This window comes from Niastella sp. OAS944, from assembly GCA_024809215.1.
GTDB lineage: Bacteria > Bacteroidota > Bacteroidia > Chitinophagales > Chitinophagaceae > Niastella.
Genome location: JANUBW010000014.1, coordinates 165834 through 190914 on the forward strand (window position 1 = coordinate 165834; position 25081 = coordinate 190914).

General features: G+C 42.5%; 13 protein-coding genes. 6 read left to right on the plus strand and 7 right to left on the minus strand.

The features are described from left to right. Positions 1-34: 34 nt before the first annotated feature. The 6 genes from GGD38_RS35950 to GGD38_RS35975 all read left to right on the plus strand — a co-directional run bounded on the left by GGD38_RS35950 (position 35) and on the right by GGD38_RS35975 (position 10446). Entirely contained in the window at positions 35-997 is a 963-nt protein-coding gene (locus GGD38_RS35950; RefSeq protein WP_375303663.1) for a polyprenyl synthetase family protein, read from the plus strand. Between the two features lie 188 nt (positions 998-1185). Further along, entirely contained in the window at positions 1186-2928 is a 1743-nt protein-coding gene (gene recJ / locus GGD38_RS35955) for a single-stranded-DNA-specific exonuclease RecJ (protein ID WP_375303664.1), read from the plus strand. Positions 2929-3169: 241 nt separating this feature from the next. After that, positions 3170-4087 (plus strand): helix-turn-helix domain-containing protein, encoded by a 918-nt coding sequence (locus tag GGD38_RS35960; protein ID WP_375303665.1) that lies wholly within the window; start codon positions 3170-3172, stop codon positions 4085-4087. A gap of 316 nt (positions 4088-4403) precedes the next feature. Further along, positions 4404-5585 (plus strand): efflux RND transporter periplasmic adaptor subunit, encoded by a 1182-nt coding sequence (locus GGD38_RS35965; protein ID WP_375303666.1) that lies wholly within the window; start codon positions 4404-4406, stop codon positions 5583-5585. Positions 5586-5792: 207 nt separating this feature from the next. Further along, positions 5793-8975 (plus strand): efflux RND transporter permease subunit, encoded by a 3183-nt coding sequence (locus GGD38_RS35970; RefSeq protein WP_375303667.1) that lies wholly within the window; start codon positions 5793-5795, stop codon positions 8973-8975. Between the two features lie 55 nt (positions 8976-9030). Further along, positions 9031-10446, plus strand: coding sequence for an efflux transporter outer membrane subunit (locus tag GGD38_RS35975; protein WP_375303668.1), 1416 nt, complete (start codon positions 9031-9033; stop codon positions 10444-10446). A gap of 187 nt (positions 10447-10633) precedes the next feature. Here the strand turns inward: GGD38_RS35975 and htpG are convergent, their stop codons facing one another. The 7 genes from htpG to GGD38_RS36010 form a co-directional block, all read right to left on the minus strand. Further along, positions 10634-12511 carry a molecular chaperone HtpG gene (gene htpG / locus GGD38_RS35980; RefSeq protein ID WP_375303669.1) on the minus strand — a complete coding sequence of 626 codons (1878 nt, stop codon included), beginning with the start codon at positions 12509-12511 and terminating at the stop codon, positions 10634-10636. 122 nt (positions 12512-12633) lie between these two features. Next, the gene (locus GGD38_RS35985) at positions 12634-12990 is read right to left on the minus strand and encodes a hypothetical protein (protein ID WP_375303670.1); all 357 of its coding nucleotides are present in this window, start codon (positions 12988-12990) and stop codon (positions 12634-12636) included. A 310-nt stretch (positions 12991-13300) separates the two neighbouring features. Continuing rightward, complete coding sequence (locus tag GGD38_RS35990) at positions 13301-17584, minus strand: PKD domain-containing protein (RefSeq protein WP_375303671.1); 4284 nt, start codon at positions 17582-17584, stop codon at positions 13301-13303. A 43-nt stretch (positions 17585-17627) separates the two neighbouring features. Beyond that, positions 17628-19316: a hypothetical protein gene (locus GGD38_RS35995; RefSeq protein WP_375303672.1), complete on the minus strand. Its 1689-nt coding sequence runs from the start codon at positions 19314-19316 to the stop codon at positions 17628-17630. Between the two features lie 108 nt (positions 19317-19424). Then, positions 19425-20762, minus strand: coding sequence for a PKD domain-containing protein (locus GGD38_RS36000; RefSeq protein ID WP_375303673.1), 1338 nt, complete (start codon positions 20760-20762; stop codon positions 19425-19427). Between the two features lie 33 nt (positions 20763-20795). Further along, positions 20796-21845 (minus strand): PQQ-binding-like beta-propeller repeat protein, encoded by a 1050-nt coding sequence (locus GGD38_RS36005; protein ID WP_375303674.1) that lies wholly within the window; start codon positions 21843-21845, stop codon positions 20796-20798. Next, complete coding sequence (locus GGD38_RS36010; protein ID WP_375303675.1) at positions 21842-25081, minus strand: hypothetical protein; 3240 nt, start codon at positions 25079-25081, stop codon at positions 21842-21844. Before GGD38_RS36010 ends, GGD38_RS36005 begins: the two co-directional genes overlap by 4 nt.

A 25081-nucleotide genomic window follows, 5' to 3' on the forward strand; every position in this document is an offset into this window, starting at 1 on the left:
TAATAAATAGTAATTTGCTCACCTTATAAACCGCATGAAGTTATCACTAGCAATATTACGAGAAGAATTACCCGAATTTGAGAAGCAATTCCATGAGGCGGTAAAGAGCCAGGTCCCGCTCCTGGACAGGATTATGCGGTTTATTGTGAACCGAAAAGGTAAGCAATTAAGACCCATGTTTGTGCTGCTTTCGGCCAAACTGTGCGGGCCCGTTAACGATACCACTTACCGTGCTGCTTCGCTGGTAGAACTACTACATTCAGCCACTCTTGTACATGACGATGTGGTAGATGAATCCCTTGAACGTAGGGGATTTTTCTCTACATACGCGCTGTGGAAAAGCAAGGTATCGGTTTTGGTTGGCGACTACCTGCTGGCCAAAGGCATGCTGCTTTCACTTGACCATGATGACTATCGTATATTAAAGCTACTATCTAACGCCATACGGCAAATGAGTGAAGGCGAACTGTTGCAAATGGAAAAAGCACGGTCGCTTAATTTCGAAGAAGACACTTACTTTGAGATCATAAAAGGTAAAACCGCTTCCCTGCTCGCCTCAGCCTGCGCTTCCGGCGCATGGTCAACCACTCAAAATGAGACCATCACTGAAAAAATGCGGTTGTTCGGCGAAAAAGTAGGCATGGCCTTCCAAATAAAAGACGATCTGTTCGACTACGGCAGCGAAGATGTTGGCAAACCTACCGGTAACGATATCAGGGAAAAAAAGCTTACCCTACCATTAATATATACCCTACAAAATACAGATGCAGCCACCCGGCGAAAACTTATATATATTATCAAAAATCAAAATAAAGATCCCCAAAAGGTTCAGGAAGTCATTAATGTAGTAAAGCAAACCGGCGGCATTAGCTATACTGAGAAAAAAATGTTTAGCTTCAGGGATGAAGCGCTGGCCATTTTACACGAATTTGATAATATAGAAATACGTAATGGCCTCGAAGAATTGGTTCGGTATACTACAGATAGAAAGTACTAAATCCCAAGAACCAGGCACCAAGAACCAAAAAAAGAAAACCAAAATCCAAACACCAGGCATCTACTAAACCATTGAGATTATTTGTTTTTGGGATTTGAAATTTGTATTCAATTTGGTTCTTGCGATTTGAAATTTGGAATTTTATTTTTTGTTATTTGAGATTTGGGATTTGAGATTTTATTCAATTTATGCTACAAAAGAGATGGAACATATTGACCGCAGATGAAGATAAAGTGCAGCAATTGTATGCCGGCCTTAAAATACATCCTGTTCTTTGTAAAGTACTCGCCCAACGGACTATAAACGATTACGATAAAGCAAAACAATTCTTTCGCCCCCAACTTACCGACCTTCATGACCCCTGGCTTATGAAGGATATGGACAAGGCCATTGCCCGCATTACCACCGCATTTGACCGGCAGGAGAAGATACTTGTGTTTGGCGACTATGATGTAGATGGAACTACTGCAGTAAGCTGTATGCTTCGCTTTCTGCAAAAAATATATAACCCCGAAAAAGTTGAATTCTATATCCCCCACCGTTACCGCGAAGGCTATGGCGTTTCAAAAAAGGGCATCGACTTTGCCATTGAAAATGGTTTCACGCTTATTATTTCGCTCGACTGTGGCATTAAATCAGTTGACCTTATTCAATATGCCAGTGAAAACGGTATTGACTTTATAGTATGCGACCACCATATGCCCGATGACATTTTGCCTTCGGCAGTAGCCATTCTTAACCCAAAACAAAAAAACTGCCCCTACCCTTATAAAGAGCTATGTGGTTGTGGTGTTGGATTCAAACTTATTTCGGCACTCACCCGGCATTTACAACTCGACGATAGTATTGCATTTGAATACCTCGACCTGGTAGCTACTGCCATAGCAGCCGATATTGTTCCTATGACCGGCGAGAACCGGGTGCTGGCCTTCTATGGACTGAAGAAAGCCAATGAAAACCCTAACTACGGTATACTGGCTTTAAAGGAACTCAGCGGAGTACAAAAAGAGTTATACATCAACAGCCTGGTGTTTATGATAGCGCCGCGGGTCAATGCAGCCGGCCGTATGGACGATGCCCGTAAAGCCGTGCAAATGTTCATTGCCAATACGCCACAGGAAGCCCTGCAGTTTGCAGAAATGCTGCATAGCGACAATACCGACAGAAAAGAAGCCGATAAGAACATAACGGAAGAAGCTCTTGCTATTATAGAGAACAACGATGGACTTCGCCTGCGAAAATCAACCGTTGTTTTTCAATCGCACTGGCATAAAGGAGTGGTTGGTATTGTAGCATCACGCCTTATTGATTACTATTATCGCCCTACCATTGTACTAACGCAAAGCGGTGAGTACGTGGCCGGTTCGGCCAGAAGTGTAGCCGGCTTTAATGTATACGAAGCCATACATCAATGTAAAGATCTGCTGTTAGGTTATGGCGGCCATTTTTATGCTGCCGGTATGACGATGGCACTCGATAAAGTAGAAGCCTTTCGCGAACGCTTTGAAGAAGTAGTAGCAGCAACCATAACGGAAGAACTGCTTATACCCGAAATAATCATCGATGCCGAAGTGGAGTTCAAAGACCTGAAGCAACCTTTTTACAATATCATTCACCAAATGGAACCCTTTGGCCCGGAGAATATGAGGCCATTGTTCGTAGTAAGAAATGTTACCGACTCTGGTTATTCGCGCGTGGTAAAAGAGCAGCATATCAAGTTCTCATTGCGCCAGGATAACATCCTTTTCAATGGTATTGGCTTTGGTATGGCCCGAAAATTTCATATACTGGAATCGAAGAAACCCGTTGATGTTGTATTTACGTTAGACGAGAACGAATGGAACAATGAAAAACACTTACAGCTCCGGGTTATAGATTTCAGGCTGGCCGGGCAACAGGAAACCTTGCAAAAACCGGCAAATGGTTCGTAACTTTACCCATAGGTAATACTACAGCCTGTTTATGAACATTCGTTTGGATTTTAAGGTATCAAGTTGGCTTTTAGCCATCTATCACTAACTATCCGCATTAACAATCCATCCCCGCAAAAGGTTTACTGTTTAAAATTTTATGGTACAATAATATTTTAGCCGTTAAGAGTTTGCCATTATTATAATACTTTTACTATCCACCCTTAGGGTTGGTTTTCACTGCTACCAATGTTGTGATTGTATGAAAAATAACCAGGCACTTATTCCGGTATATGATATGGCAGCCTGTATACCAGGCACCAACTTTATTATTAAAAGAACCGAAGGTAATTCAGTACCATCCTATATGGCTATTCCGCATCGTCATACTGATTATAAGATCAGTTTTTTGCAGGAAGGCGAAGTAACGCATTATACCGACTTTGAAAAATATACTATAAAAGCGCCGGCTTTATTAATGCTGGCCCCCGATCAGGTGCATCAGCAAACAGGTAACTCCTATTATAAAATGATGCATATCTCTTTCAATAAAGAATTCCTGCTTACCGAAACTCAGGGTGTTCTTGCCTGTTGGGAATGCATGTTCAGCCAGGTAGTATTGCCTGTATTGAACACCGAACAAATGCGTGAGATATCAGTTTATCTTGAACTGATGTATCAGGAATTCAAGGATAACAAGCCACAAAAAGGCCTTATCCTCAAGAACCTTTTAAATGCATTTATTATTTGTGCCGGCCGTTTGGTAAATTGTAAAAATGAAACAAGGGCTACAACAGCAACAGCGCCAGCACCTCCTGTGCCTACTGTTGTCAATATGGACTACTCACAAAACCGCATAGTACGTCAATTCAAATCTCTTATTGATGAAAATTTCGTAAACGCTACCCAGGTAACGCAATATGCCGATATGTTGTATGTTACACCAGGGCATTTAAACGACCTCATAAAAACAGTAACCGGTAAAACGGCCAAACAAATTATTGATGAAAGAAGAATATTAGAGGCTAAGCGGTTATTATTCTGGGGTGAACATTCAGTAAAAGAAATTGCAGGCCGCCTTAACTTCGAAGACGACGCTTATTTTAACCGGTTCTTTAAAAAACATACTGGAAATACACCTGCCCTGTTCCAAAAGACAATCCGGGAAAAGTACAATTAATCCCCCAATAAGGTAAATCCCCAGCTTCTCAATCGTTATTACTTTTACTGGATGATTTAAATGGGCAGGTTATGATCTTAGTTTAGCATTAACCAACAGCATGGCTATGGCTATCTGGTAATTATTATTAATATTCTACAATCTATTATCTCCGGAAACCTGGAATCGTTCAACGTACCTGACGCCAACTGATCCCGGTATACTGCTACGCCTTTCTGAACCTGCGCAGATTTATGCTGACGCACGCTGTAGTTTATTACAGAACGAACGATTTGCTTGTCTTTAACGATTTATTTGTATGTCTATTAAACCATGTATGATGAAACCTTTAGATACCAATCGGTCTAATTACGGCTGGGTAAAGATGATCACAGCAATCAGTGTTGCAACAGTTCTATACAGTTGCGGCAATACCACAGCAAACCCCCAAATGGGGCCACAGCAGGCTCCACCATTACCAGTAGTACCCGTAACCACCACAACAGCTACTACTTTTAAAGAATATCCGGCTTCGCTGGAAGGAAAAGTGAACGTTGAGATCAGGCCACAGGTGGAAGGCTATCTCGAAAAGATCTATGTTGATGAAGGCGCCTGGGTTAAAGCAGGTCAACCTCTCTTCAAAGTTGATGCCCGTGTTTATAACGAACAATTGAATGCGGCTAACTCAAACCTGCTTGCTGCTAAAGCCAATGTTGCTAAAGCACAGGTAGATGTTGACCGCCTTATTCCGCTTGTTGATAACAAGGTGATCTCTGAGGTGCAGCTTAAAACTGCCCGTGCCGCTTATGATGCAGCAGTTGCAGCAGAAGCTCAGGCAAAAGCAGCCATTGGCAATGCACAGATCAACATTGGGTTTACCGTGGTAAAAGCACCCGCTAATGGTTACATCGGAAGAATTCCGTTTAAAACCGGAGCCCTTGTAAGCAAGAGCGATGCGCTTACCGTTCTTTCAGACATTCGTGAAATGTACGCTTACTTTTCACTGAGCGAGCCCGATTTTATCGCTTTCAAAAACCAGTTTCCCGGTAACACTATCGAAGAAAAAGTGAAAGCAGTACCTGCCGTAGAACTGGCGCTGGCCGACAATAGCATCTATCCTTCCAAAGGAAAGATCGGTACCATTGAAGGACAATTCGACAGAACAACCGGAGCCATCACTTTCCGTGCTACGTTCCCTAACCCCGGCGGAATCATTCGTACCGGCAATACAGGTAAAGTGCGTATTCCGCAACAATACAATAACGCGCTTATTGTACCAATAGAATCGACTTTCGACGTACAGGATAAAGTGTTCGTATTTGTTGTGGGCGACAGTAATAAAGTAGCCAGCAGGCCAATTACCATTACCGGCAAATCAACCAACTATTACTTTGTAAAAGATGGCATTAAAGCCGGTGATAAAATTGTTTTCCAGGGAGTTGGCAACCTGCAGGAAGGTATGGCCATTGCGCCACAACCAATGTCGGCCGACAGCTTGTTGAAAGCGAAACCATTATAATCGGAAGTCGGACGTCGGAAGTCAGAAGTCAGATCCTTTATCGGCTCTGCCTGAAGGGGTGTTTTTTCTCCTTTAAAAATTTCCGGTTTCTGTTTTGCGAATTCGGATCCAGATTTCAGACTTCTAATCTCAGACAGCTGACTTCGGATTTCTGATTTCGGACCTCAGACTTCAGATTTCACTCTTCTCATTCAAACTCATTCACTCATGTTAAGAAGATTTATTGAAAGACCGGTTCTGTCAACGGTAGTTTCTATAATACTGCTCTTATTGGGAGCACTATCGTTGTACACGTTGCCAGTTACGCTGTTTCCGGACATTGCACCGCCAAGTGTGCAGGTAACAGCCCTCTACCCTGGCGCCAATGCCGAGGTAGTTGCCCGTTCGGTGGCTACCCCGCTCGAAGAGGCCATCAACGGTGTGGAGAATATGACCTATATGACCTCCAACTCGAGCAACGACGGTAGTATGACGCTTACTGTTTACTTTAAGCAGGGTACCGACCCCGATATCGCTTCTGTAAACGTACAGAACCGTGTATCTAAAGCTACCAGCCAGGTACCTGCAGAAGTAGTGCAGGCAGGTATTTCAACCCAAAAAGTACAGAACAGTATCATCATGTTCGTGGCGCTTTCGAGCGACAATAAAGACAAATACGATGAACTGTTTCTCGAAAACTATATCAAGATCAACCTGATACCAGCCGTACAGCGTGTACCGGGTGTAGGTCAGGCGCAGGTATTCGGTACCAAGGATTACTCTATGCGTGTTTGGTTGAAACCCGACCGTTTGATCGCCAACAACCTGTCGCCGCAGGATGTATTGAGTGCAATCAAAGATCAGAACATCGAAGCAGCTCCGGGCCGTTTGGGTCAAAGCAGCAAAGAAGTATACGAGTACGTATTGAAGTACAAGGGTAAACTGAACCAGGGCGAAGAGTACGAGAACATGATCATTAAAAGCAACGCCGACGGATCTATGTTGCGGTTAAAAGATGTGGCCCGCGTTGAATTCGGTTCTTATACCTACTCTACCAACGCCAGAATGGATGGCACACCCGTATCGGGTTTTGCCGTATTCCAAACAGCCGGTTCAAACGCAAATGATATCCTTAAAGAAGTAGAGCGGTTGTTGAAAGAGTTTGAGAAAACCTTACCTAAAGGGCTCAAAACAACCGTAATGTTCAACTCGAAAGAGTTCCTCGATGCCTCTATTGACCAGGTAACAGAGACACTTGTGATCGCCTTTATACTGGTGTTCATTGTTGTGTTCATCTTCCTGCAGGATTTCAGATCAACACTTATACCGGCCATAGCAGTTCCGGTAGCCATTATAGGTACTTTCTTCTTCATGCAGCTGTTTGGCTTTACCATCAACCTGCTTACCCTGTTTGCCCTTGTACTGGCCATTGGGGTGGTAGTGGATGACGCCATTGTGGTAGTGGAAGCGGTACACTCAAAAATGGAACGAACCAACTTGCCGGCACGTACGGCAACCGTTCAGTCAATGAGCGAGATCTCCGGCGCCATCATCTCCATTACACTGGTAATGGCCGCGGTGTTCATTCCGGTTGGCTTTATGCAAGGCCCTGCCGGTGTGTTCTACAGGCAGTTTGCCTTTACCCTGGCCATCGCCATCCTTATTTCAGCCGTTAACGCGTTAACGTTGAGCCCTGCATTGTGTGCCTTGTTCCTGAAAAATCCACACGATAATGGAGGCAATGCACATGCTCCTAAAAAAGGTTTTATGGGCCGCTTTTATGCAGGTTTCAATGCAGCCTTTAATGGTATGACCAACAGGTATGTACGCAGTTTGAAATTCCTGGTGCGCCGCAAATGGGTAGCTATTACCGCACTGGTACTTATTGCTGCTACTTCGTTCATGTTGGTTAAAAACGCCCCTACCGGTTTTATACCTACAGAAGACCAGGGCTTTGTACTGTTTGCAGTGAATACCCCGCCCGGAAGTTCGCTTGAGCGTACACACGAGGCAACCCTGCAAATTGACAGTATCATTAAACAAGACCCCGCTTATAATCACCTGTATGTTATCGACGGTTTGAACTTCATCAGCAATGCGAACGCATCGCCTTATGCTGCTGGTTTTATGCGGTTGAAAGATTATAAAGACAGAGGCGCGGTTAAAGATCCCGACCAGATCGCTGCCGGCCTGGTAGGAAAAGTTTCGCAGGTAAAGGGTGCACAGGCCTTCTTCTTCAACTTCCCCACCGTACAGGGTTTTGGTAACGTGAGCGGTTTTGAGTTCATGTTGCAGGACCGTACCAACGGCCCGCTCGATAAACTGGGTGGAACCGCCTGGTATTTCATTGGTGAACTGATGAAAAGACCTGAGATCGGATTTGCCTTTACCACTTTTGCAGCTAATAACCCGCAATACACCATTGATGTAGATTATGCAAAGGCCAAGCAATTGGGCGTATCGGTTACCGACCTCATGCAAACCATGCAGATCTATTACGGTAGTAGCTTCGTTACCGACTTCAACCGCTTTGGTAAATACTATCGCGTAATGGCACAGGCCGATGCAGCCTTCCGTAATGATCCAAATTCATTACAATCTATATATGTAAAGAACAACCAGGGCGAAATGGTTCCGGCCAACACGTTGGTATCGCTTAAACGCGTATACGGACCAGAAACCGTTTCCCGTAACAACCTGTTCAACGCCGTTACCATTAACGGTTCACCCAAACCAGGTTATAGCACCGGTGATGCCATTAAGGCTATTGAAGAAACCGCACAAAAAGTGTTGCCAAGAGGTTTCTCGTATGAGTGGACGGGTGTAACGCGTGAGGAGATCAAGACCGGTAACCAACAGGTGTTCATCTTCCTGTTGAGCGTATTGTTCGTTTACTTCCTGCTGGCAGCCCAATACGAAAGTTACATTCTGCCACTGGCGGTTATCTTAACAGTACCCACCGGTATCTTAGGTGTGTTTGCATTCATTGGTTTTGCAGGCATCGATAACAACATATATGTTCAAATTGGTTTGATAATGCTGGTAGGTTTATTGGCCAAGAACGCGATCCTGATAGTAGAATATGCAGTACAGCGCAGAAGAAGCGGTATGGGACTTATTGACGCCGCGCTGGAAGCATCAAGGCTCAGGCTTCGTCCTATCCTTATGACCTCATTTGCCTTTATCGTAGGGCTGTTGCCACTGGTTTGGACGCACGGTGCCAGCGCCCTTGGTAACCACTCAATTGGTGTAAGTGCCATTGGCGGTATGCTTACCGGGGTAATACTTGGTGTGTTCCTCATACCCGTACTGTTTGTGATCTTCCAGTACTTACAGGAAAAGGTTCAAAGCAGGCCCGTGTTCGACCAAACCAATTTACCCGATGCTGAAGTAGCAACTGTAAAACATTAACGACCAAAGTGTGCCGATACCAATCGGCACACTTAATAACCTAAATAAGGAGATAATGCGAAAAAGTAATATCACTATTTATTCCACCCTGGCATTAATGGCGCTGTTGGCAGCCTGTCGCATGGGTAAAGATTACCAGCGTTCCGACCTGGCTTTACCGGCTCAGTTTGCCAATACCACAGCACCGTCTGATAGCAGCGTGGCAGATATGGAATGGAAAAAATTCTTTTCCGATGCTACCCTGCAATCACTTATAGAACATGCATTGCAAAACAGCTTTGATGTACAGCTGGCAGCAAAACGGGTTGATGAAGCCCGCGCCTACGCCAACCAGGCAAAGGTGAACTGGGCGCCAACCATACAGGCACAGCTCAACGTTTCTTCCTCATTCCCTTCAGAGAACAGTTTGAATGGTTTAAGCCTGAAGAACTTTTTGGGCAAAAGCCATATCGAAGACTATTCATTAGGCGCCGGATTGAACTGGGAAATTGATATCTGGGGGAAACTGCGCCGCCAGCGTGAAGTAGCCAGCGCCAGTTATCTGCAGGCATATGAAGCCAGCCGGGCAGTACAAACAGCCGTGGTGGCCAACATCGCCAGCAGCTATTACAACCTGCTGATGCTCGATGCTCAACTGGCCATTGCCCGACGTAATTTGAACCTGGGCGATTCAATTGTGCAGATCATCAAATTGCAAAAAACAGCCGGCGAGGTGACCGAACTGGCCGTACAACAGGCAACCGCACAACAACAAACAGCGGCTATACTGGTACCACAGATAGAACAACAAATAACTATTCAGGAAAACACCATTCGTATTTTAAGTGGTGATCAACCTGGCACTATTGCCCGCAGTACACAACTGAGCAATTATAAAGTTTGGGAAAGTTTACCAACCGGTGTACCCGCAGCTATGATAAGCCGCCGTCCCGATGTGCGTACCAATGAAATGGCGCTGGTAGCTGCCAATGCACGGGTAGGCATTGCCGAAGCAAGTATGTACCCAACCATAAGCATTACTGCCAATGGCGGTATCAATGCTTACCAGTTCAGCAAATGGTTTAACATACCAGCTTCATTATTTGCAACCGGCGCGGCAGGTTTAACCCAACCCATTTTTGCACGCAAGGCTTTAAAAACAAATTTTGAAGTAGCTAAACTTCAACGCGATCAGGCAGCCATCACCTTCCGCCAATCGGCAATCACAGCTATGGGCGAAGTATCGAATGCACTGGTTAGCCTCGAAAAACTGAAAACCCAGTACCAACTCACTACCGATAAAGTAAATACCCTGCGCAGCGCTATCGGCAATGCAGAATTACTTTTCAAAAGTGGTATGGCCAACTACCTCGAAGTTATCACGGCCCAGGGCAACCTGTTACAGGCAGAGTTAAACCAGGTAACCGTAGAACGTGATCAGCTGAGTGCAATGGTTGAGTTGTACAGATCACTGGGTGGCGGCTGGAAATAGTCAATGTGATAATGTGATAATTGGCTAATGTGATAATGAAATACAGTTCCGGCAGTTAAGATTTTTATAGAAAGGAGATGTAGTATTATAGAAAGGAATTGTAACGAAAGGATAATTGGATTAGTAGGTAAAATAAAAAGGCCCCGGCGTAATCGTCGGGGCTCTTTGTTTGTATTGCTTTTTGAACTTAGGCTTTTACATTGGTGGGTTGCTCAGTACCCAACAGATCAACGCTGCGGTTGATGAAGTTGGTCAGGTTGCCTCCCTTCAGTAATCCTTGCGACAATAAAGCCAGATCGGCCAGGTTATGCACCAGTTTAGCCTGGGTATCTTTATTATCATTCTTTAACACCTGCTGATAAATGGGGTGGTTACCATTTACGGTAAGCGTTACTTCATCGGGCATATTGGCATAAAAGCTACCCATAGGGCCGCTCATAGCCGCCATATCTTTCATGCGACGCATAAACTCAGGACGCGTAGCTACAACAGGCGGTGCATCGGCACTTAAGCCTTTTACTTCTACCGTTGTGGTAAGACCGGGTGTTTTAATATCAAACAATCCTTTAAGCGTAGCTTCATCATCTTTGCTTAGCACACTTTCCTGGTCTTCTTGTTTGTCAATAAGGTTATCGGCAATATCAGAATCAACACGAACGAAATGAACATCCTGCCATTTCATTTCAATTTGATTAACAAACGAAGGATCGATAATGGTATCGAGTTTGGTTACAACAAAACCTTTTGCTTCGGCTGCTTTAATATAGGCATCCTGCTGAACTATATCGGTTGTATACAATATAACCAGTTTACCCTCTTTGTTCTTTTGCAGGGTTTCGGTAGCCATGCGATATTCTTCCAGCGTATTGAATTTCTTTTCACCACCATCAGTGCTCACCAATTCAAACAAATGGAACTTGTTACCTCTTTCAAAGAACTTGTCATCGGTCATCATTCCATACTTCACAAACAAGCCCAGGCTATCCCATTTGCCTTCAAACTCCTGTCTTTCTTTATTGAACAGCTCTTCGAGCTTGTCGGCCACCTTTTTGGTAATGTGATTATTGATCTTCTTCACATTTGGGTCGCCCTGCAGGTAACTACGGCTAACGTTCAATGGAATATCCGGACTATCAATAACACCTTGCAACAACATCAGGAACTCAGGAACAATATCTTTTACTTCTTCAGTAACAAACACCTGGTTGCTGTACAGTTGTATTTTATCTTTCTGTATTTCGTAGCTCTGTTTTATTTTAGGGAAATACAGTATACCGGTAAGGTTGAACGGATAATCAACATTCAGGTGTATCCAAAACAGCGGCGGTTCGTTGTAAGGGTACAGTTCTTTATAAAAACTTTGATAGTCTTCAGCAGTAAGCTCAGATGGCTTCTTTTTCCAGGCGGGTTGTGTATTGTTTATAGGCCCAGCCTCTTTTTCTTCGTCTTTATGACGGAAGTAAATAGGTACAGGCAGGAAGCGGCAGAACTTGTTCAGGATGCCACGAATGCGCTCAGCATCTAAAAACTCGGCACTATCTTCGTTAATGTGTAATACGATATCGGTACCACGTTCCCCTTTTTCAGTTTCCTCTAAAGTGTACTCAGGGCTACCATCACACTCCCAGCGAACAGCAGGTACCCCCTCTTTGAAACTTTTAGTGAACACCTCCACTTTGTCGCTCACCATAAAGGCTGAGTAAAAGCCTAAACCAAACTTACCTATGATGGCATTCTCGTTCTGACCTTTGTATTTCTTTACAAACTCTTCGGCGCCGCTAAATGCAACCTGGTTCAGGTATTTCTCCACCTCGTCGGCAGTCATGCCAATACCACGGTCAGAAATGGTGATGGTCTTTTTTTCTTCATCGAGCTTTACCTCAATAAGCAGATCGCCATATTCGCCTTTGGCCTCACCAATTGACGAAAGCGTTTTCAGCTTTTGTGAAGCGTCTACGGCATTGCTGATGAGCTCGCGCAGGAAAATATCGTGATCGCTATACAGGAATTTCTTAATGATCGGAAAAATGTTCTCGGTATGTACCTGTATGGTCCCTTTTTGCATATTTGTCGTTTTTTGGCAGTTTAATAGTATGGAAGGAACCTCACCAAAGAGAGTGCCATTGGCCCCGACGACCTTAAAATCGGCAAAATTGTCAGGCTGGGGGCCTGTTGAACGTCAGCTTTTTAATGTCTGTTGCGGGCCAGGCAACTGATTACACGTACAATTATTAAAATTATCCATAGCCACTGCCACCACTTTAACCCGGTACTGGCCGAAGTGGGGCGGTTTAGCTTTACGCGCGGCGTTTGTTGTTGCGCCCATTGTGTTTCCCGAACAAAATCTCCTCCCTGCTTTTCCGCATTTTTTTGTTCCTGGGTGCGGTAATCGAACCCTCTCGCCAGCAAAATTTTACGTGCGGTTTCAGCAGATGGCCCCTGATTATAAAACCCGTCTGTATCTGTAACAATCTTAATTAGTTGTTCTGTAGTATAGCTGGAGTACTGGTCGTATTCCGGGTCGCCCGATTTAAATAAAGCCATAGAATAGGTTGAGAATTCGATAAAAATAAAACGAATTCATCTCATTTTTCGTTTGCAGCGATACCGTGCAAACGATTTCAGACCGTTTTTCGTTTGCAGAGACACCGTGCAAACGATTTCAGGCTGTTTTTCGTTTGCAGAGACACCGTGCAAACGATTTCAGGCCGTTTTTCGTTTGCAGGGACACTGTGCAAACGATCTCACGCTGTTTTTCGTTTGCAGCTATATTGTGCAAACGATTTTCATACCGTTTTCGTTTGCAGGAACAACGTGCAAACGAATATCGCACTGTTTTTTAAAGGAAAATTTACTAACGTATCAACATTACAACGCCTTTTAGCGGCTGCGCGCCATTTTTACAATCAATTATGTAGGTATATGTTCCTACCGGCAATTGTTGACCATTACGGGTGCCGTCCCAAGGTTGGAAATATCCGTTTGAATTAAAAACTAATTCGCCCCAACGGTTATATACCCGTACTGAACAATTCTCAAACATTTCGAGATAAGGGATTTTCCAGGTATCGTTTTTACCATCGTTATTAGGCGTAAAGGCATTGGGCACCGGAATTTTATCTATTACTTTTATGGTAACTTCATCTTTAGCAATACATCCTTTGCCGCTGGTAGCGGTGAGTGTATAGGTAATATCGGTTTCGGGAATAGCAATTGGCCGGGCAATATGCACGTCATCTATAAACAAGGCCGGGCTCCATTGATATTGTAACTGTTCCCCTTTTCCCACGCCCGGTAACTGAATAGCCGTTCCGGCTTTCACTGTTCTATCGGGTCCCGCATCTAATATCGGTAAAGCATATACCTCAATGGGCTGTTGGGCAACAGTACTGCAGCCATTATTGGCAGTAAAGCTATAGGAAAGGGGGTGAACACCGGCGCCTGCCTGGGCAGGGGTAAATAATCCTTCAACAGAAACACCGTTACCAACATACCATCCATTGCCGTTAATACCTGAAGTCTCTTTTGCCGTATTTACATAAAAAGCAGCGTGATCTTCGCACACACCTGTTAAAGGGTCAAACTGTATAGATGGCATTCTATTGATGATCACCATGCTATCTAACTGATGTAAACAGGCAGCGCCTGAATATACTACATACTTAATGTGATATGCAATATCTGTAGTAGTTGCGGGGTATTGAAATTGATAACCACTGGCAGCTTGCGGGTTGTTATCTGTTGTTTTTTGCAGAGGATCGTTATCATAGTTCCAATATATTTCCCGGCGAATAATGCTGCCTGCGTCAACAGAAGAAGCATCTTGCAACAAAACAGGCTTATCATTACAAATGGCAGGAAATGCCTGACTGCTAAACGCAGCCTGTACGCTGGCCCCATTCACCTTTACAATCATAGTTGTATCTGCCTCACAGCCTTCTATAGATGTAACCTGTAGCCGAACGTTATAATTGCCCGCTATAGAATAACTATGCGTTGGTTGTTGCAAAAGGCTAACATCAGGATTGGCCGGCGTGGCATTAGCATCGCCAAAATGCCATTTATATAACAATCCGCCCGCGCTTTTATTGGTAAATAATACATATGGATCTGCTACACAAGTTACCGGGGCGTCAAAGTCAGCCACAGGTAAGGGTGCAACGGGAAGCGCCTGAACTGCAGTTGTTGAACGACATCCTTTGCTGCTTTCAACTATTAAAGATGCTGTAATGTTACCTGTACCAAAAGCAAGCTGCGGATGTTGTTCAGAAGACAGTATACCATTCCCAAAATCCCAACTCCATTTTTGTATTGTACCATCAATAGCCGAAGAAAGATCATTAAAGTAAATATTTTTACCAGCGCACAAAGGAGCGGATGGTTGAAAATTGGCAACAGGTAATCGATTTATATACACTGGTATATTTACCGTATCGGTATTACAACCTGTTGCAGTAGTGCCAAACACGCGTACTGTTTTATTTCCCGGCGTATTGAAAACCACCGGCAACTGGCATTCGCTCAGCACAACATTGGGTACTGTATCGTTAAAAACACCCGCAACGCTTTCGCTCCAATATAAATGACTTAACGAAGTATAAGCATTCGATTGGGTTGTAACCACTATTGATGTGGGATCGTTCAAACAATTTTCAGACAAAGCATTGTATTGCAACGGCGCTTTAGGGTAAATGGAATTTATTACAACAGCCGAATCATCAATACAGCCGTCGGGTGAAGTTACAGTAAGGGTAACCGTATAAGGACCTACATTATTGTATTGATAAACCGGACTTGCAATATTAGAAGAATAGCCATCACCAAAATTCCATTGCGAGCTTAACGTTGCATTGTTATTTATAGTAGATGTATTGAGGAACTGCCCGGTGCCGCCCGGCAAACAAAATACCGGGGCTTCAAAAGCTGCATGAGGCACCGCATACACCTGTACTTGTTTTTGTACTACCGCACTTTTACACCCGGAATTGGTTTGCACATATAAGGATGCGGTAAATGTACCTTCTCTTTGGTAAGTATGTATTTGATCGGTTGCACTATTGGTGATATTGTTCTGCAAATCGCCAAAGTCCCAGGCCCAGGAAACCACTGAGCCATTGCCCGAAAAAGTAGTAGCATCTTTAAACTGCAATGCAGTACCGGCACAAACAGATGGGAGCTGGCTTTGAAAATCAGCAACCGGTATATTGGTAATGGCAATAGTTTTGATAGCCGTATCGCTGCCACAACCAATATCATTGATAACCCGGTGTTTTATAACATAGTCATTACTGACAGCATAAGTATGAGTTAACGAAGAAAGTGCGCTGGTATTATTATCGCCCAACTCCCAATACCATTTAGTAATAGGGCCATTACTTGTCGATGCATCGGTAAACTGCACAGCATCTGTAATACAGCCCGAGTGGTTAACCGTAAATTCAGCCTTCGGGCGTTCAAGAATGGTAAGCTCATAATCAATTTCATCTTGTCCATTATTACAGCCTGTATTGTTTGCGTTTGTTGCAATTACGGTAACGGGGTAACTGCCGGCCTGGTTTACAAGAAATGCATCATTTATTCTGTAGCGATATACCAGCTGCCCGTTCATCATAAAAGTTTCGGTTAGCACCGGATTATTTATGGTTTTATCGGCAAACAGGCCATAGAAAAGAAACCTGATCGCCTGCGGTTGATAAGGGAACGTAACAGAAATATAAAACTCACTGTTATTACAACCTATGGGAATGGAGCCGGCGCCAAATTCATTTTCTACCGTAAGCGTTCTATACAGGTCTTTTACATTGGTACCGGCAGAATAAGCATACGATTCAAAATTACCAAAGCCATAGGCTATGGCATTGAAGGCGCTGTCGGCCTTCAACGTACAGGCACTAAGGTTAACAGGCAGTTTTATTTTAGCACAGGCATAGCCAGAACCGGCGGGCAATACCGGTTGCCATACGGCTGCCGGCGCAACGCTATTTATGGTAAAGGAAGCTGTTGCGTTTTGCTTTATAAGTACATTTATGAATTTGGCATCGCTGTAAATATTTTCTTTTTGGGATGAGAACACCGTAATATCATTCACCTGTTGTTCAATGGGGTTCAATAACACCATATCGGGGTCGCCATAACCGGAGCCAACAGGAATGTTGGCGCCGCTACAACTTGAGCTTTGCGCATACTGGGCCACGCTTACCGGTTTATCGGCATTTATGAAAACGGGGTTCGTTGTAACCTGGCCAAACAATGGTTTTGCCGGATAGTATTGACCAGCATTGAGCGTAGTAACCAGGTTACCGTTCACCGTAATTTTTGTATTGTCTTCCGAGGCTATTACCCTGTAAGGATTACCACCTACATACCCTTCAAATGGAATAAAGCCATAGCTCTTACCCCAGGCATTAACAGGATACAGTTGTTGATAAAGCGGATCGTAGGAGTCGCCCGGCGTACATTGATTATTGGTAATAATATGAATGGCCGAACTGCCAGAGAACACGGCGATGGGTTTACAGGTTTCGCTATTGGGCGAAACAGATTCAATTAATGATCCGCTAAGATCGAGACCATCCTGCAATTCATATAGATCGCCAGGCAAGGGCAATTGAATGGTAATGGGCGTTCCTTTAACGCCGTCCCGCACCGGGGTTATAAGTACAGTAGTGTTGGTATCTACAGCTACAATTACAAATTGCGATTTTGAACCACTGATGCTTACCTGCGGTGCATTCATGCTGTAATATTTCTTTCCCAGTACAGCCACTGGCAATATAAGAGAAGCGGCGCTACGATAGCCGGCATAGATATGTGAATATACAACTACAGGAGGCTTTCCTGCATCAACCTTTACCCGTATACCTTTTCGAATGACCTTTGCGGCATCAGCCGAAGTAATATGCGCCAGGTTATAGGGTACATTCACTTCAGTAACCTGCCCAGCGGTAACAGTAAACGTAGTATTAAAAATACCGGGAATAGAAACAGTGCCTGAAGAATTTTTATCGGCAGTAATGAACAGGCTCATATTGGCATAATAGAAAACGCCATCCTTTTCATTAGGTACATGTGAAGGAAAGCAGAGCCAGAAATCTTTTCCTTTATTTGAAAAATCCTGTGCTTCTGCTATTGTTTGCATTAATAACAACCATATACATAGGTACGCACGCCTCATATTCCTGCTAGAAATTATAATTATATGCAATGGTGCCCGTATAATCGTATATAGCTTTTTGTCCACCAGCTGTACGGTTCATGCTTACGGCACTGATATTTACATTATGCTTCTTTTTGTATACATAGCCGGCGGTAAGCCGAACGCTTATGACCTGTTGACCTGTACTCACAGCATTGGCCGGAGTTGTATTGTATGAAACGGAACCGTTTGTTCTGATCTGTTTATTCCAGAACTGATTGCTTACAGAAACAGTGGGTCCCAGGGTGATCATTTCATTTTTACCGATGGTGTTATACGTAACATTCATGGCCCCGGTAATGCTCATGGCCTTTTTTATATTGTTGAAATTATAAGATCCCGCAAAATTGTAAAACTGTGATGCGCTTGCCTCGGTTATTATTCCGCCCTGCATATCATAAGAGTCCTGAAAGCTAAGATTGACATTCAAATTTTGTGGCCTTTCTTTATTGGTGCTTACCACGTAATTGACATTTACATTTCCATTCTGACTCAGTTGCCGGAAATTAAGGGTATCGAGGTTATCGAATGGAGTAAGCTGGTTTATATACTGAAACTGCGGTTTTACGTTTGTATACGTTTGAAAGTTCGAATAGGACACACTGGAAGTAAAGCGCTGGCTCGCATTCCAATTAAGGTTAACTGCCGATACAGTACGGCGGCTGCCACCTGTTTTTTTCCCATCCAGATCATCACGTTGTAACCCCACGTTGCCGGCCAGGTTAATTTTGCCTTTAAAGAATGCCTGGGCAAAATTAGCCGTTATATTTTCCAGGTCGTTGTTCATATAATAGGCGCCTAAGGTTTGGTAACCGGGATCGATGCGTTCATACCCCACCCCTACCATTGAACTGCCTATTGTATAATTGAGCTGGGTTTTGTACGCTTTATAAATATTAGTAGCTGTGGTACCGTTAAATAATTTTACCAGCCAGTCTACCTTGTTGCTATCGGCATACTTTGGCGCTCTTATATCTCGGGTAAGCGCACTGATGGCGTATTCGCTGGTAAGAACCAGGTTTTTGACAAGCGGCATAGACTCTTCTATACTTACCGCGGTATTTTGTTGTGGATATATTTGCAGGCTATCGGGTTTAAACTCAAGGCTACCCAACACATCTTTTGCTTTAAAAATAGAAAAGCCCCATTTATAACCATTGTTATCATAATTAACCTTGGCGCCATATCCGAATCGTTTATAGGTGGCCAGCGTTTGCCCGTTATCAGGGCGATACTCTACGGCCTTTTGTAACCGCCCCCCCATTACACTGTATTTCCATTTTCCTTTGGGTGTAAGATCGAGACCGCCGCCCGTGTATAACAATCCGTTTAATGTATAAGGCGAAAAAGTAGTGGCCACATCGCCAAGATGGGCTGTTACCCATTTGTATTTGGGATGTAAACTAAGGCGGTTAGGGGTTCTTGGTAAAGTATAATTGTAAGAAAAGCCACGGTTGGTATAAGTAAACGAAGCAGGCACACTAATGCCATAGATATTCACGTTCACATTACCATTTATAAAATAGCTGAATGGGTCGCGCCCGGTGCCGGCATTTCCTTTATAGAAAATTGAATTGGCACTTATACCGCCTGTTATTTTAATGGGTTTCTTTTCTTTCAGCTTTCCCTTAAAGTCTTTCCCCACATTTTCAAGGTCAACCTGCTGTGCCTGCATACTGGAAGTAAACAAAAGAAAGCAAAGGCCCAAGGCCGTTGCACGCCAGGATATCCCGGACCAATATGCAGTTAGCTTTTTCATAACGTTTAATAATATGGGTGTGTGCTAATCTTTTTGCACTTTTATATCGCAAACTAAATAGCTCTGTTGACCGGCCTGCACCATTTGTTTAACTTTAATGGCGCCTTTTTTACCACTGGCATTTTGAAATAAAATAACCCGCGGCAAATTGCTGTTGTTAAATGAATTGTTGGCTGCAGTGGTTTCTGTGTAGGATATTGGGTCCAATGCCGCACCATTGGTAATAGCGTCAAAGGCGGCCGGAGAAAGAGTTGAAGAGCAACTGCATTTCTCCTGTAAATTCACCCAACTGGTTCTGGTAGCGCCGGGAATGGCGCCAAATGTAAACGACTGTGCATCGCCAGGTGAAATAAATTGGTTATAGCTGAATGATTCGCTTAGTCCGAAATAAACAATATCAATGGCTGGCCCATTGGCAACGGTTACATTGGCTTTCCTAAAAACCTTCCGCAATTGGGTGCTGAAAAAAGAACCGATGGCGGCATGCGCCGTATTGATACCCAGGTGTACATCGGTAAAGCTGCGCAGCCTGCTATTGGGTTTAACTGTTATGGTTTGAGAATTAGTTTTCGTTTGCTTACCATTGCTGGCTTCGTAAGTAATGGTATAAGTACCGGGGTTAGTAAACGATACAGTTGGTATAGAATCAGCAGCGTTACTGATGGCACCACCGGTTGTAGTCCACTTATGAGAAGTTGCGCTGGTGGTATGATTTTCCAGCGTAGCAAGCAGCGGCGCTTCATAATCTTCATCATCGAAAGAAGGAACGATATCAAATTCGGCCTTTTCAAGTGCCGGCAGCACCGACACCTTTTTAGAAATGGTTTGCTTTTCGCCCCTGCTGTTGGCTGCCTGTAATTTTATTTCATACTGTCCCGGCGTATTAAACTGCACCGTAGGATTTCTTTCCCCAGAAGTTGCCGGAACTCCATTTTCAAATGACCAGCTATAGGTATTAACCCCAACAGACTTATTGGTAATTGTAAACTGCGTAGGACCGTAGTTGTTAACAACCGGATGAATATCGAACCCGGCAGCTACAACCGAATCCAGATCAATAATGATCTCTTTTTCCTTACGCTGCTCATCGTTCCAGACCTCCAGCTTTATCTTTATCGCTCCCGGTTTACTAAACTCTACATACCCCGGATCTTTTTTATCATAGCTTTCAGGGTTACCGCCTTCGAAAGTCCACTTAAACCCATACGCGTTTTTGCTTGAATTATCGAAAGCAATACGCACGGGTACTGAATAATCATTATCCAGTACCTCGTAGGTGAAATCGGCTGTGACCTCCACATTTGTGATAGGGCGGTGACAGGCGGTGAGGAGGAGGGCCAGGGTTATTAGGGTTTTGGTCAAGGGGTTGGGGGTTATAACTTTCTATTAAACATTTTATATATCAGCGTAAACGTGCATTACGCCATCTGAACTTCTTTGTAATACCTTATTGCCATAAATAACGGGTGTATCGCTTGGGGAAATGGCATCTTTGCAGGTATTCATATTTATAACATGCACCATTTCGAATGTATACTTGTCAAAAATTAACATTGTATGAGAATAACACAATGTGATATAAATGTATTTCTCGTCTAAAACAGGACTGGTTGAATTGAAGGTGGTCATTCCCATTTCCTTAACTATCTCGTAAATTGACATGCTGCTTCTTACTACAGCTCCGGAGATAGCATTTATAAAATGAAATTGATGAGAATCGAATAATAGAATTTCTTTCGTGGCTTCTAAATATATAAACTTTGAGATTGTATCAGGTTTTACGTCAACCTGCCATATTAAGCTACCGGTCTTTATATCCAAACATATTAATCTAGGGTAAGTTAATACATACACTCTATCATTCGCGATAGTAACATTAATTGCATAACCTACAACCCATTCCTTATCAATTGTACTGTAATATTTTCCAATTTCCTGTAAATTAAATTCCCATGCAAGTGCACGACTATTTATGTTGTAAGCTATAATAGATCGGCGATAAGGAGCAGGCGATGAACTAATCAAAATATCTTCAGATAAAGTGCTAAAATAATCTAACCTGCCAGGCATTACAAAAACATCAGAACTTAAACATGTATCTTTAATATATAGCGCCTTTTCAACATTATTTTGATATAACACCTTGCACTTATCTATAAAAACAGAAAGCAGGACGTGAACGTTCTCAACTTTCTGAATCACACGCGAGTTTTTGAATTCATATACTGACATGATTTTACAATCATTCTGTCCTGCAAGTATCAAATCATCTACAATTCGAAAAGCATCTACACCTTCCAGTAATTCAGGAGTTATTTCAAGTGAACTTAAATTCAGTTTTTGCAATTGCTTATTATTGGCTATGGATACGAAATAAAGGTCATCTCCACTGACTTTATATTCAGACCTAACATTATTAAATTGAGATATTTCTATATAATTCATTCTGCTAATTTAAACATTTTTAGAAACTCCCCTTCCTTTTCAAGGATATCGATAGCTTCATCTATATTATCCGTCCCAAAACGTGAAATTAACTTTTCAGGAGTGAGAATATCTTTAAATAATTTCTTACTATTTTCCTCTCTCAAAGCAGAAATTACCATACTATGTAAATAACCAATTCCAATTTTATCACCCAAAGCAAATTGTCCTTTTCTATCAAATACCCATTTAATTTTATCTAAATTAACCCCATCTTTTAAGTCTTTGGCAAACTGCTCAACAAAATTTGGCACATATGAGGTTAAAAAATCGTCCCATGATTTTACTTCTACCCTTGTTCCGTTCTTTAAAAGGATATCAACAATCCTATAACCAGAGGTTGCTTCCGGGGGAAGTTTAACTTCAAACCTTTCTATATCATTCCAAATGCTTTTTGCATATCTGAGTTGCCATTCTGAACCAATTAAATATTTTTTATCATTACCCGCCAGCCTTTTAAGTACCTCTTGTATACCAGGCTTGGGATCCTTCTTTGCGAGAATTAACACATCTAAAAGAGCTTCTGCACTGAGTGTAGATCGTGCCTTAGAGACGGCTATACCGAATTCATCTTTAATGGTACCAGACCTGCCCAATTCTGCATGATTAACAAATAATTTTTCAAAGTCCGCCTTTCCCCAAGCCTGCCCGGGACCAGCGAATTCATTAACCTTCAATAAATCACCAAGTTTTTTAAGAATATCTGGATTACTTCTAAGTCTTCCCCGCCCTGCATTATATAATATCACCCATGCATCAATTTGTAATTCATCTGGGTTTGTGAGTCCAGCTTGAAAACGGCGCAAAAGGTCATCCTTGTTTTTGAAATCTTTTATAAATTCTTGAAAAAATTCATCACTTTCATTAAGGGTACTTCTTAAATTATTCAAATGATCAATAAGTGCAGGGAATCTTTCTTTAAGATTGTCAAGCTCATTTTTCAGAAATGTTTCAGTGGCGTTTTGAAGCAATGCAAGGTTTCCTTCATTTGTCACAGCACATACAATATTATTTGCATCCGCCATAGGTCCTCCACCTGCTCCATCATCAATTATCATTGAAATATACTCCCCATTTCCTGGAGTATTGTTTACGGGATCTAATATTGCATTGTAATTGGTTCCACCGGGTCCTGCCATCGCTAACGGTGGGTAATCATTCCAATTTGGGATTCGCCACTGTTGGAGGGCATCGTTTGCAATCTGAATGAATTCCTTTCCGTCTATGATAGTCAACTTAATGAAACCATTTTTCAGCTTAAAGATAAATTCCTTCGTGTAGTCAACTGAAGCAACAACAACCTTGGGTAATTTTAACAGTGCTTTGGTTGCGAAATTAATGGCATAAGTTGTAGGGTCGATCACTTCAAGAAACGTAGCTATTTTGGCTGCTACTCCAGCTTTACTAAATGCTATAGCCACTGATACTACATCAATAACATCATGTCCTATTTGCGCAGACACTTTACATGCATTACCAGTATGCGCTTTAACAGTCATTTGCCAGATAGACTTCCAAATCCCATTATCCTTCATAGCTTTCCATCCTTCAAGAAATTCTGTCCGCGCCCCTTTCACCTTCCCTTTCTCGTTAGTCAATAATTTTATAAGGAAGCTCGAAAATTCGGGAACACCCTTAAGCACATCTACTACCCCATTAGCGATTCCGCAGTAAAAAGCAAATTCACATTTGTAAGGCTGATATGGATCTTCCATTGGATCCAAACCTGGAATACTTTGTAATGCTAAACGAATTGGAGGAACTCCTACCTTTAAGGTTATTATGTTGAATAATCCACTTGGTACCGGATTAAAGTTATCCTTTTGTGTTTTTTCGTCTTTACTTTCCGGATCATAATAACGCGCGGGAATATTCAACTCGCCTATTAAATGAGCAAGACCATCCAAAATCATTGTCAACAGGTTAACCTGTATCCCACTCCCACCCATAAGTTGAACCATAAATTGCTGCAGCCAGTTCAACTCCTCCTGATTAGGAACATTTTTTCCATAAAAAAAATCAAATACCGGGTCCACATATTTGTTAAAATGCAGCCATATAATCATATCGTTATCACCCGGACTCTTTACATAATCATCTATTATCTTTAATATATTATAGGGCGTTTCATAATCAGTAACAAATACCTTCAAAATGTATCCGCGGTCTGTTTTTACTTGCTGAAATACCTCTAAGGCTTTACTTATTTCCTCTGGCGATACGGCTCCTGTATAATCAAAGAAATTAGGATTAATATCATTGGGCTGTTGGGGATGTGGTTTGTAATTATGGGGATTGCCAACTTTATCTTTTAGTTGTTGGATATATGATCCGGGTAAAATTTCTTTTTTAGGAATACTGTAACCCAACTTTTTATAAGTACCATTTTCAGGAACAATCTCGCCCATTTTAATTTGATACATCAGGCGGATGTACTCTCCCAACTTTTCTTCTTTGTTAACAACACCCAGGTTAAAGTCTGTTCTTGTACCCAAAAACATTCCTGAAAATTCCTCAAACTCATATCCATTGTAATTAAACCTATCGTGCATAACACCAAACGAATGCAGCACCTTACCTACCGACCCATCTTTTTCATTAGGATAGAATGATGAAATCACAATGAGTACAAAAACTTTTCTTCCGCTTGTAGCATTAGTAGTAAAGTATTCGCCATATTTTTTTGACACCTTATCTGCAAACGCATTAAATTTCCTCGACGATCCGGCTGAATCACCTGCCCGGCCCCTTTCAAGATCATCGGTTAACTTTAGTTCTTTAATCTCTTGTTGTCTTAATTTCTTTTGAGTGTTAAGAGCCTGATACTCGTATATATTCTCTGGCTTATCATTTACATCGAAATACTTATATACAGAAGCGAGAACTACATAAAAATCTATATCACTATTATCTTTAAACTTATTCAAATAAGTTTTGGCCACCCCCATATTATCCTGGTTCCAGGTTTTTGCATCACTCTCTCTTCTAAATAAACCAAGAACCCGCCCATTAACTTCATCACGATACTTTTCGTTATAGGAAAGACGGATGATACGTCCACTACCTGCATCCTTGTTATTTATTTGTTCTAATATATCGCGATGAAGGGTATTGCCATACTTTACAATTGTGCTATCAGACGAAATAGCATAATTACATACGCCCAAACAAAATAACAGCGTTAATATTATCCTCAT